Consider the following 12075-nt stretch of genomic DNA (forward strand, 5'->3'; position numbering starts at 1 on the left):
TAAAAAAACCTCCTATTTATCTATACCTTTCCGTCCATGTAAAAAGATGACACCTAAGACGTATTCATGCTACAAGAAAGATTAAAATAGGTAAATGAGAAAAAAAGCCCATAAAAACAGCACACACCCAAGGGTATGTGCTGTTTCTGCATGTTCTTCTATTCCGTAATCACCGTATGCACGAGCTTCGGCGCTTCGGCTTTTTCAGCGATTTGAATGTTGTCGTAGACTTTTGCGATGACGTCATCGACATTTTCGCGGTTTGCGTATAGGGTAACCAATGGTTCGCCTTTTTCGACTGCGTCGCCGACTTTTTTGCGAAGCATGATACCGACGGCGAGGTCGATTTTGTCTTCTTTTGTTGCGCGGCCGGCGCCCAGCAGCATGGCCGCGACGCCGATTTGATCGGCGACGATTTCAGACACGACGCCCGCTTCTTTGGCAGGAATGTCGATTTTGTAGGCAGCCTGAGGCAGCTTTTCAGGGTTATCCGCGACAGAACTGTCGCCGCCTTGGTTCTGAAGGAAATCCTTGAATTTTTGCAGCGCTTTTCCGTTTTTCATTACATCGATCAGTTTCTCTCTTGCTTCGTCAAGGGTCTCTGCCTTTTTGGCAAGAACGACCATTTGGCTGCCCAATGTTAAGACAAGCTCAGTCAAGTCTTCCGGACCTTCCCCTTTTAATGTATCGATCGCCTCTTTCACCTCAAGGGCATTTCCGATGGCAAACCCCAGCGGCTGGGACATGTCAGAGATGACAGCCATCGTTTGGCGGCCGACATTGTTTCCGATGCGGACCATCGCTTTTGCAAGGTTGACGGCGTCTTCATCCGTTTTCATAAAGGCGCCGGCGCCTGTTTTGACGTCAAGGACAATCGCGTCCGCCCCCGCGGCGATTTTCTTGCTCATAATCGAGCTGGCAATCAGCGGGATCGAATTGACCGTGCCTGTCACATCGCGAAGGGCGTACAGTTTTTTGTCAGCAGGCGTCAAGTTTCCGCTTTGGCCGATGACGGCAACCTTGTCGCGGTTGACAAGTTTGATGAATTCGTCTTTAGAAAGTTCCACGTGAAACCCTTTGATCGCTTCGAGCTTGTCAATTGTTCCCCCTGTGTGTCCAAGGCCGCGGCCCGACATTTTGGCGACCGGGACGTCGAGAGCCGCAACAAGCGGCGCAAGTACGAGCGTCGTCGTGTCGCCGACGCCTCCTGTTGAGTGTTTGTCGACTTTGATGCCTTCAATCGCGGAAAGATCGATCGTTTCGCCTGAGTTGACCATCGCCATCGTGAGATCGGCCCGTTCTCTGTCCGTCATGTCCTGAAAATAGATGGCCATCGCCAGAGCGCTCGCCTGATAGTCAGGAATGCTGCCGTCTGTGTAGCCTTTAATGAAAAATTGAATTTCTTCTGTTGTCAATTCTTCTCCATTTTGTTTTTTAGTGATGATATCAACCATTCTCATTGTGATCACCAGTCCTTTTTTCAATGTTTATCAATAGATCAATCCTACAACGGTCGCTGTCAAGAAACTGACGAGCGTTGCGCCATATAGCAATTTCAAGCCAAAGCGTGCGACGACGTTTCCTTGTTTCTCATTCAGTCCTTTAACAGCGCCGGCGATAATTCCGATCGATGAGAAATTGGCAAATGAGACGAGGAAGACAGAAACAATCGCTTCGGTGCGGCCGCTGAAATGGAAGCTGCCTTGTGCGAGAGACTGCATCGCGACAAATTCATTTGAGACCATCTTGGTTGCCATGATACTTCCAGCATTCACCGCTTCATGCCATGGAATACCCATCAGGAAGGCAAACGGCGCAAAAATAAATCCGAGCAGTTCCTGGAATGATATGCCTAGTGCGGCGCTGAAAATGCCGTTAATCATTGCGATGATCGCGACAAATCCGATCAGCATAGCGGCCACGACGACGGCGACTTTAAAGCCGTCCATAATATATTCGCCCAGCATTTCAAAGAAGGATTGTTTTTCCTCTTCCTGTACCTCTACCATATCATGTTCTCGATCGACTTCATAAGGATTGATAATCGAAGCAATAATAAATCCGCCGAATAAGTTCAATACGAGCGCGGTGACAACGTATTCTGGCTTCAGCATCGTCATATAGGCGCCGACGATAGACATCGAGACAGTTGACATCGCTGAAGCGCACAGCGTGTAAAGTCTGTGCTTAGGCAGCAGCCCCAGCTGCTTTTTTAACGAAATGAATACTTCAGATTGCCCCAGTATCGCCGAGGCCACGGCATTGTATGACTCAAGTTTGCCCATCCCGTTGATTTTGCTAAGCGCAAGACCAATATATTTTATAATGAACGGAAGGATTCTCCAATATTGCAAAATACCGATTAAAGCAGAGATAAAAACAATCGGGAGCAGCACGCTGATGAAGAATGTGGATTCATTCACATTCACCAGCCCGCCAAAGACAAAATTCACACCTTCTGCGGCATATTCAAGCAAATACCCGAAGCCTTTGGCAAACCCGCCGACGAGATAGTTTCCGACGCCCGTGTTCAGCAAAACATATCCCAATGCAAATTGCAGCACGATCATGACGATAACCGGACGGTACTTCACTCTTTTTTTTCCGCTGCTGACCAGCCATGCAAGCCCTAAGACGACAAATAAACCGATGAGCCCGATAAGATATTTCATGTTTTGATCCTCCTGAGGATGTATTCGCTTACATTTTTGTGTCTGTGCGCAGGAAGCTTTCGCTTCCCGCCGCACTGGATCTTAGTAGTTATCTTCATTTTTTCCTTCTGCTCCGCTGACGATGGAAACGCCTGCACTTGCACCGATCCGGGTCGCTCCGGCTGAGATCATGCTTTCAACGTCCTCTTTTGTTCGAATGCCTCCAGATGCTTTGACACCGATGTCGGGTCCGACTGTTTTCCGCATGAGGGCAATATCTTCCGCTGTCGCTCCGCCGGTTGAGAACCCGGTTGAAGTTTTGACAAAGTCGGCACCGGCAGCAACAGCCAAGCGGCAAGCCCGCTCTTTTTCCTCGTCTGTCAACAGACACGTTTCAATGATGACTTTAACAAGCGCTTTACCTTTTGCGGCTTCAACGACTCCGCGGATGTCCGCCTCGACAAAGTCATCGTCTCCGTCTTTTAAAGCGGCGATGTTGATGACCATGTCCACCTCTGTCGCGCCTTTTGCGATCGCGTCCTTCGTTTCAAACGCTTTTGTTTCTGTCGTGTTGGCGCCCAGCGGAAAACCGATGACTGTGCAAACATCGATTTCCGTTCCTTTCAGCTCTTTGGCGGCGAATTCAACCCATGTCGGGTTGACGCAAACTGAAGCGAATTGGTGCGTTTTCGCTTCTTCTATTAATTTTTCAATCTCGGATTTTTGTGTATGCGGTTTCAATGCTGTATGATCAATGAGATTTGCAATCGTCATATACTAGCACTTCCTTTGTATAAGATAGTTTCAGCATAACCGATTTTTGAACAAATGTAAATTACCATATGAAATTTTGTTCAATAGAAAATAAAGTAAAATCCAGGCTGTTCTTCCTGGACACTTTAATCATCTAGCAGTTCTTTCGCCGTATGCTGATCAATAATCAGCACATTGGCATATTTGCCTTTTAGTGCACCATGAATAGCGGCTTTTTTCCGGCTGCCGCCCGCTACGAGAATCGACCGTTCTTTTTCCCTCAAGTCAGCCAATTCAATGCCGATCGTCCGCGAGTCGATAGCATGGCTGCAAATGTTTCCCTCCGCATCAAAAAAGCGCGAACAAATATCGCCGACTCCACGTTCTTTCAGAAGGGCTTTTTCCTCATCATGAAAATACCCCAGCCTGAACAGCAGGGCTTCATCACGGACTGTGCCGACTGTAAATAACGCAATGTTCGCCTGTTTGCCCATTTCTATGATCCGCTTAATGTGCCTGTCCCGCTCTACCATCTGTTTAACTTCCGGGTTGTCAAACACGACCGGAAGCGGCAGATACCTCGGCATCGTTTGAAAGGCTTCGGCAAACAGCTGAATCGTTTCAGACGAATAGGTGTTGACACTTGAGTGGCTGATTCCGCCTTTCAGTTGTACGACCTCTGCGCCCTTCACTTGTTTGGGCTGCATATTTTGAGCGATTTGGTACATTGTCGTCCCCCAGCTGACGCCGACAATGTCGCCGTCCTTGACTGCGCCGTGCATGTATTCGGCCCCGAAGCGGCTGAGATAATGCGTGATGGTCGTATAATCCGCGGTCGGCGAAAAGACAACATGCGCTTCAAGGAGCCCGTATTTTTCCTCAAGCATCGCACCGAGCGCATCCATATCTTCAAACGGATCCATGACGCGAATTTGGACATACCCCTTTTCCTTGGCGAACTGCAGCAGCCTTGATACCGTCGGTCTTGAAATCTGCAGCTGTTCGGCGATTTGCTGCTGGCTGTAGTCAGACTGATAGTAGAGCCTCGCAGCTTCAATGCTCAATTGCTGTTTTTCCTTGTCCATCACGTTCCTCCCCTTTAGTAACGCTTTAACCCATATTATATAGGTTCATGCTCCTTATCATCCAGCTGAATTGCAAAAAGACGGCCCGGCCGGCCCATGCGCCACTACATATGCCCATGTCATGTCTTTATCCGTTATTTATGCATCTTCTGCTGCTGTCAGTTCTTCAGCTTGTTCAAGCATACAGGCGTCATCCGAGTGCTGATCAAACAAAAGGCAAGCGCGCTTCAGCTGCGCCTGTCCGCCGGTAAAACACGGCTTCATCTCATAGCTGAATCAATACCTCACCAAGATTTTTTCTGGTCGCTCTGATCTCACACAGGCTATCCATTCACGTCCTCCGTTTATTTCTTTCGGTATTTTTTATGAAAATCAATACAAAAATCCTACTATTGCTGGAAAAATATTTTATTATTGGACTTACGACCTCTTTTTGGATAGTCCTAAAAGATCAAAAAAATCTATCAATCTCCATTTTTTCATTTATAATAAATAAGTCAAAATCATTCTCAAAAAAAAACATTCGGGGTGATCTATCGTGAAAGCACCCGTGAGGTATATATGGATTGGTATGATCCTGTGCTTTTTATCGGCCAGTCTGGCCGTCGGTTGTATCAAAGCTGAAGATCAGTCAGATGATGACAAAAATGATGAAGCGCTGCAGCCTGCTGAACAATTCGTTTACCATCATTTAATGAGCGATCAGGGGCTGATCAAAACCAGCTTTTCTGACCAGCCTGTTTACTTGTCGGAATCGCTTGGCTTGTGGATGGAGTTTTTGATCAGCAAAAAAGACGGCGATCATTTTCATGAGCAATATCAGCACCTGACCGAATCCTTCCTTATGAAAAACAACCTGGTCTCATGGCAAATCCAAAACGGCCAGGCAAGCGGGGTAAACGCCTTGATCGATGATCTCAGAATCATGGTGAGCCTCGATCAAGCGGCAGCTCTATGGGGAAACAGCGAGTATAAACAAACCGCTCTGAACATCGGTTCCGCATTAAAGACGCTCAACATGAACAACGGGATATTGACGGACTTTTACGACTCCGCCTCTCAATCCGCATCAAAGGATATCACGCTTTCCTATATCATGCCAGATGCGCTATCCGTCTTGAAAAAAAACGGAGTGATAGATAAGGAAACCGAAAGGCGGAACGCCAACATTCTTTACCGCGCCCCTTTGAAAAACGGTTTTCTTCCGAAAGTGTACAGTACAGAAACGAAAGCATACACCTATGACCATGAAGTCAATCTCATTGATCAGCTTTACACAGCTTGGCATTTACCGCCGAAGGATCAAAAAGCCGCTGTATTAGCGGATTGGCTCAAACAGACGTTTCAAACCGGCGGCAAACTGTATGGCCGGTACTCGATCGATACAAAAAAGCCGGCGGTTCAATACGAATCTCCATCCGTCTACGCTTTGGCGATATTATTTTTCATCAACCAAAACGAAGATCAAGACGTCATCAAAGCGCTGTACGATCGAATGAATGATTTTGAAATTCTTGATTCGTCTGAGACGTATTATGGGGGATATATGAGCGGAAATGATACGCATTCTTTTGATAATCTGCTGCCCCTATTAGCCGAAAGGAAGCTTTTAAATGAAAATATCATTCAATGATTCGCAAAAAATGTTCGCTTATATGACGGGGCTTGCAGCAGCTCTTGCGTTGTTCATCCATTATGTCTCAGCCCGGCAGTCCGAATCCATTCTCATCATTTGCATCACACTTGCCATCATCGCAGCGGGAATATGGCTCGGATCGATTTACGCACTGGCTGGGACGATCATCGTCCTGTTTGTTCTCGGAACTTTGATGATGTTCCTTCACACAGACGCTTCGTCTGAAACGGAATTGCAAACCCTCGTCATCTGGGGAATAGCGCTTTTGCTGTTCTCCTTCATGTCAGGGAGAATCCATGACATCGCGATCGGACTCCACCGCTCTGTCAAACACCTTCAAGACGAGATCAATAGCTTCGTTGCAATTGACAGGGTGACAGGCTTTGATAATAAACAGAGGATGAAGCTGGAGCTCTCGGAAGAAATCAAGCGGGCGGAGCGGTATGGCAACTCGTTTGTTTTTTTACTGCTTCAAATGCATTATTTCAAAGAGTTCAAATCCCTGTACGGAGAAAACGAAACCGACCGTCTCTTTCAATTTGTCAGCAGTCAAATCAGATCATGTGTCCGGGAAACGGATAAAAAATTCCGTCCCGCCGAAGAGCGGTTCGGCATCCTGCTGACACACACGCCTGTTGAACATATGCCTGCCGTCCTTGAAAAACTGAAGAAACAGCTGGACACATACCAGCTGAAAAACGGCAAGTATGTCACCTTGACCTTCCACGTGTGCCACTTATCATATCAAAACGATTTAAAGACTGCTGAGCAATTTTTAGAAGAACTAGAAAACGAGATGATGATGAATGAACTGTAAGCGGATATTACTTCTATACGCGGCTGTACTTATCCTGGCTGCGGCTTTTCATGTTCCGGACACCGCCGAGGCAAAGCAGCAGGAGCGCAGTATTCTCATCGTCTATTCAACATTGGATGGCAAAAAATCAGCCGATGTGAAAATGCTCGACCTTATCGCCGGTCATTTTACATCCCATGTGACCGTTGTAAATGATGCGGATGTCAAAGCTGCGGATCTGGCAGGAAAAGACCGCGTCATCTATTACGGACAAACGAAAAGAAAGCTGAACAAGAAGCTCGCGCAGCTGATCAGCTCCTTTCAAAAACCTGTGACAGCGATCGGCTTTAACGCCGGGCAGTTCAGCCAATTTGCAGATCTTTCGCTGAAAAGCGAAGACAATGTGTATCAGATTCGCAGCACAAATGAGGAAAACGATACCTCTTTAGAAAGCGGAATTCGTGTCCTTAAGGTATCAGGATTGAAGGGAAAAGCGTTGTACACATACAAAGCTGACGACGGAAAAGCTCACCCTTTCGTATGGAAAACCGGCAAAAGTAACGTGTACATTGGTTTAACCGATTTGCTCAACAACAACCTCCTCGCCGCTAAGCAGCTCAGACAGGCATTTGGTGAAACCCCGGACAGCACGCTGTTATATTTGCGGCTTGAGGATATCAGCCCAATGTCGGATGAAAAACTGCTGCTCCAAGCCGGGGCTTATCTGCATAAACGAAATATTCCTTTTATCCTTTCTGTGATTCCGGTATATGTCAATCCTGAAACGGGCGACAAAGTCTATATGTCTGAAAAACCGAAGCTTGTCAACGTGCTGAGGAAGCTGCAGGATATGGGCGGCAGTGTAATTGTTCACGGGTATACCCATACATACCGCTACAGCGAAACCGGTGAAGGATTCGAGTTTTGGGATGCTAAAGCCGATCAGCCGATCACATCGCAAAATGCGAAAGAGCCCGCGACCCTTTTGCAAAAGGAACAGAACTTTCCAAATGAAGAAGCATATCAAAACTATTTGAAGCCGTTCAGAAAAAATGAGGAAACGTACACGCGGCAGAAGCTGACGAACGCTATTGAAGATCTCACCGCGGAAGGGCTGTATCCGCTCGCGTTTGAAGCGCCGCACTATACGATGTCAGAGCACGGCTATCAGATTGCCTCACAGTATTTCACAAGCTTGTTCGGCCAGGTTCAGCTTAGCGATACAACATGGAAAACGTCAGGCGCCGGGCCTTTTGTTACGAATCCGGCTATGCTCCATGGGATGACGCTCTATCCTGAGACCATCGGCTATGTTGATCAATCGGAGCAAAATCCGCTCGGCAAAGTCGAGGAACACATCTCTCAAATGATCGATTTTGAAGGCGGAGTAGCCGGCGCATTTTATCATCCTTATCTTGGAATGAAATATCTTCCTGAGCTGGTTGATCAAATGGAACGCATTCCGAACAGCGAATGGCTCGATATTAAAAAGACAAAGCAAACCGTGAAAACAGATAAAGTGGAAATTCACACAAGCGGAGATGGAACGATTCAAGTAAAAAGCAAAGTCAGCGCCATTGAAACGTTTTTCGATCATCACCAGCAAAGCCCGCTGGAAAAGGCGCTTTGGATTCTCTCCCTTATTGTGCTCTTGTTTGTTGTCATGTTTGTGAGCTATACCCTTTACTTGAGAGCCACATTAAAAAAACGAATCTTTAAGGAGAGAAAAAACCGTGGGTAATGTTCTGTTCCTAGTCTCGTTAAGCTTAATATGGGTCATGCTTCTGTATCACATGTTTCTGATGCAGGGCGGATTCCGCCACTATATGTCATTCGAACGGAACATTCCGAAGTGGAAAGAGAACGTGAAGGATCTCCCGAAGGTCAGCGTTCTGATTCCGGCGCATAACGAAGAGGTCGTGATTCGGCAGACGCTGAAGGCGATGGTGAATCTTTATTATCCGAAGGATCTGCTGGAGATTATCGTCATCAACGACAATTCATCCGACCGGACGGGCGACATTGTAGGTGAGTTTTCCAGACAATACGACTTTATTAAAATGGTCGTGACCAAACCTCCGCATGCCGGAAAGGGAAAATCGACGGCGCTCAATTGCGGTTTTGCCGAATCAAGCGGGGATGTCATTTGTGTGTATGACGCCGACAACACGCCGGAAAAAATGGCTGTTTATTACCTTGTCCTCGGGCTCATGAATGATCAGAAAGCCGGAGCAGTGGTAGGAAAATTCCGCGTCATCAATGCGGCGAAAACATTGCTCACAAAATTTATCAACATCGAAACGATTTGTTTCCAATGGATGGCACAGGGCGGAAGATGGAAATGGTTCAAAATCGCCACGATCCCCGGCACCAATTTCGCCATCAGGAGAAGCATTATCGAACAGCTGGGCGGCTGGGACGATCAGGCGCTGGCGGAGGATACCGAGCTTACGATCCGGGTCTACAACCTCGGCTACCACATCCGCTTCTTCCCGGCAGCCGTCACTTGGGAACAGGAGCCGGAAACGTGGAAAGTCTGGTGGCGTCAACGGACAAGATGGGCGCGCGGCAACCAGTATGTCGTCCTGAAATTTCTGGCTCAATTTTTCAAGCTGAAGAGGAAACGGATTATTTTTGATTTGTTTTATTTCTTTTTTACTTATTTTTTGTTTTTCTTTGGCGTCATCATGTCAAATGCGCTTTTTGTGATCAATTTATTTTATAATCTGCATCTTTCATTCGGTTTTTTGTCTATCATCTTATGGGTTTTGGCTTTCTTTCTATTTATGACGGAGGTCATGATTACACTGAGCATCGAAAAAACAGAAATGAACAGGCAGAACTTTTTCATCGTTTTTCTGATGTACTTTACATACTCGCAGGCTTGGATTGCGCTCGTGATTTATTCTTTATTCGTAGAAATCAAGCACCGCCTGTTCAAGCAAGAGGTTAAATGGTACAAAACAGAACGATACAATCAAAAGAAAAGCGGGTGACTTTTTTGAAATATATCATCATATGTCTTGCAAGCCTTATGCTGATCACGGCGACGGGACAAGCTGCAGCTGCCAAAGACGTTACAGTAGACGGCTCGATCCTCGGGGAAAACAGCCGGAAACAAGCCAAACAGCAAGTTCTCACAAACGATCTCTTGACCTTGTACGGGGCAAAAGACAGCGCCGAGCTGACGTATCAAATTCCGGCGGGCGCCTCCTCTGCCCATCAGCAGCTCACACTTGAATACGAGGCCTCAGACCTTTTAATTTCACCGTCTTCTTTAACAGCCGAGATTGATGGCGAACCGGTCAAAACGGTTAAGCTTGCAGGGAATACCGGGAAGAAAACGCTGAAACTCGCGCTAAACAAAAGCCAGTCGTCTCAAGGGTTTCACAGCTTATCACTGAAGTTCTACGGAGTGGTTCATGAAGGCGTCTGCGTCAGACAGGACTCCTCCGGAAACTGGATCAAAATTTACCCGGACAGCCGTCTGAATATCGGGGAAAAGAACGAATCTAAAGGAGTGGCGCTCGAACATTATCCTTATCCGTTCGCCCAGTCCGGCAGCTCCGTGGAAAAAACGGCTATCGTCATTCCGGACCATCCAAGTTCGGCTGAAATTGAAGCTGCAGTTAAAACAGAAGCCTACCTCAAAACGGTTGACAATAGCATCAGCACGAAGATCTTGGGCGAATCTGACCTGGCGAAAATCGACAGGCCGACGATTATGCTCGGCGTCCAGCATCACTGGAGCGGCAAAGTGAAAAAGCTGTTGAAACAAGCGAAGCTCGACGCAAAAGGAGACAAGCTTTTGCTTGCGGAACGGATGCTCAAAGCAAAGGATAAGCAACAGCCTGTATTGTTTGCGGCTGCATCATCTGATGATGTTCTTTCTGAAAAAATCAGCGTCATCACCGACAAAACGTATGCCGCCCAGCTCAGCGGCGACACGCTGGCAATCGGCAAACTGCAGCAGCATAATAAACGGGACGGCGGCAAGCTGACACTCGAGGATTTCGGGACGGGGGATTTGACAATCGGTTCCGGACAGACATCTTCCGAGCATTTTTATTATCCAGCACCGGCGCTATTAGACAAGAATCAACCTGCAAAGCTTTCACTTACGATGAAAAAATCGGAAACGATTCAAAAGCAGGCCCGTCAAAGCGACTTAGCTGCGGAACAGGCGGAGCTGAAGGTCATGATCAATGGTCAGCCTCATTCCGTCGGACTTGACGATTTAGGAAAAGAAGACAAAAACGGCTTTTACCATGTTTCTTTAAAAGTCGATCCGAAACTTTTGCAAAAAAACCGTTACATCGATATTCAATTTGCCACTTCAGGGTTGAAAGAGAACAACCCCTGCTATGCGGGGAACGGTGACAAGTGGATTTTCATCGATAAACAGAGTGCATTGTCTTACCATGTCAGCGACACGTCAGCTTCAGCCGATTTTCAAGAGTGGCCGCTTCCCTACGCGGGAGATCAGGACAACAAAACGCTGATGATCCTGCCCGACAAGGCGGATCAGTCAAAGCTTCATGAACTTTCACTTGTGGTCGGCTCCTTCGGCAGCGAAGCCAGGCAGGCATTCACAGTGAAAACATCCGCTGAAGTCAAACCGGATGACATGAAAGGAAGAAACATCATCTTCATCGGAAGTGTCTATCAATTCTCTCTGCTGAAGGAAAAAACATCCAAATTGGCTGTTCCGACGGCGAAAAACGGGGCATTTGATGTGTCATCTTTTCAAATGCTGAATGAAACGACGAAACAAATCGCGTTTACTCAAACATCGCTTTGGGATTCAAATTACTCGATGGCTGTTTTCGCGCCGTTTAAAGGGCAAGGCACAGCTGTCACAAAAGAAATGATCAACTTTTTAAACAGCAATGATTTCGCAGCAACCGTCGTTAATGAAACGGACAGTCATCAGCTGTTTACAAACCATCAACAGCTGACAGCAAAATCAGCTGAAACCAAGACGGATGATAAACAGGAAAGCAATCAGCAACATGTGATGTACATTGCCATCCTGATCGTGATCATAGCGGCAGCGGTTATTCTGATTTTGACAACCGCCAGGCGGAGAAAAAGAAAGGCCAATGGCGGCGGAAAGATTGACGAATAAAACAGGGGCTTGCTTCTAGCCCCTGT

General features: G+C 47.0%; 10 protein-coding genes. 5 read left to right on the forward strand and 5 right to left on the reverse strand.

The features are described 5' to 3' along the window. Positions 1-158: 158 nt before the first annotated feature. The 5 genes from MHH76_RS20970 to MHH76_RS20990 form a co-directional block, all read right to left on the reverse strand. A complete protein-coding gene (locus tag MHH76_RS20970) occupies positions 159-1460 on the reverse strand; it encodes a pyrimidine-nucleoside phosphorylase (RefSeq protein WP_025810546.1) in 1302 nt (433 codons plus the stop codon). Positions 1461-1490: 30 nt separating this feature from the next. Next, positions 1491-2672 carry a NupC/NupG family nucleoside CNT transporter gene (locus MHH76_RS20975; RefSeq protein ID WP_020453525.1) on the reverse strand — a complete coding sequence of 394 codons (1182 nt, stop codon included), beginning with the start codon at positions 2670-2672 and terminating at the stop codon, positions 1491-1493. Between the two features lie 81 nt (positions 2673-2753). Continuing rightward, positions 2754-3425: a deoxyribose-phosphate aldolase gene (deoC, locus tag MHH76_RS20980; protein WP_020453526.1), complete on the reverse strand. Its 672-nt coding sequence runs from the start codon at positions 3423-3425 to the stop codon at positions 2754-2756. 125 nt (positions 3426-3550) lie between these two features. Further along, complete coding sequence (locus tag MHH76_RS20985) at positions 3551-4489, reverse strand: sugar-binding transcriptional regulator (RefSeq protein WP_043054511.1); 939 nt, start codon at positions 4487-4489, stop codon at positions 3551-3553. Between the two features lie 138 nt (positions 4490-4627). Next, the gene (locus tag MHH76_RS20990; RefSeq protein ID WP_257419523.1) at positions 4628-4753 is read right to left on the reverse strand and encodes a hypothetical protein; all 126 of its coding nucleotides are present in this window, start codon (positions 4751-4753) and stop codon (positions 4628-4630) included. A gap of 286 nt (positions 4754-5039) precedes the next feature. On the opposite strand from MHH76_RS20990, the gene MHH76_RS20995 reads away from it, so the two are divergent. Genes MHH76_RS20995 through MHH76_RS21015 form a run of 5 tightly spaced genes read left to right on the forward strand, consistent with a single transcriptional unit; the run spans position 5040 to position 12049 of the window. Beyond that, on the forward strand, positions 5040-6122 hold the full coding sequence (locus MHH76_RS20995; protein ID WP_043054614.1) for a hypothetical protein: 1083 nt from the start codon (positions 5040-5042) through the stop codon (positions 6120-6122). Further along, entirely contained in the window at positions 6103-6942 is an 840-nt protein-coding gene (locus tag MHH76_RS21000) for a diguanylate cyclase (protein WP_043054512.1), read from the forward strand. The genes MHH76_RS20995 and MHH76_RS21000 overlap by 20 nt, the downstream gene beginning before the upstream one ends. Next, a complete protein-coding gene (locus MHH76_RS21005) occupies positions 6932-8662 on the forward strand; it encodes a DUF2334 domain-containing protein (RefSeq protein WP_043054513.1) in 1731 nt (576 codons plus the stop codon). Before MHH76_RS21000 ends, MHH76_RS21005 begins: the two co-directional genes overlap by 11 nt. After that, positions 8655-9917, forward strand: a complete 1263-nt coding sequence (locus MHH76_RS21010; protein ID WP_043054514.1) for a glycosyltransferase — start codon at positions 8655-8657, stop codon at positions 9915-9917. The genes MHH76_RS21005 and MHH76_RS21010 overlap by 8 nt, the downstream gene beginning before the upstream one ends. 5 nt (positions 9918-9922) lie before the next feature. Then, entirely contained in the window at positions 9923-12049 is a 2127-nt protein-coding gene (locus MHH76_RS21015; RefSeq protein WP_043054615.1) for a cellulose biosynthesis cyclic di-GMP-binding regulatory protein BcsB, read from the forward strand. The last annotated feature ends 26 nt before the right edge of the window (positions 12050-12075 follow it).

This window comes from Bacillus sp. FSL L8-0193, from assembly GCF_037976065.1.
Classification (GTDB): domain Bacteria; phylum Bacillota; class Bacilli; order Bacillales; family Bacillaceae; genus Bacillus; species Bacillus paralicheniformis.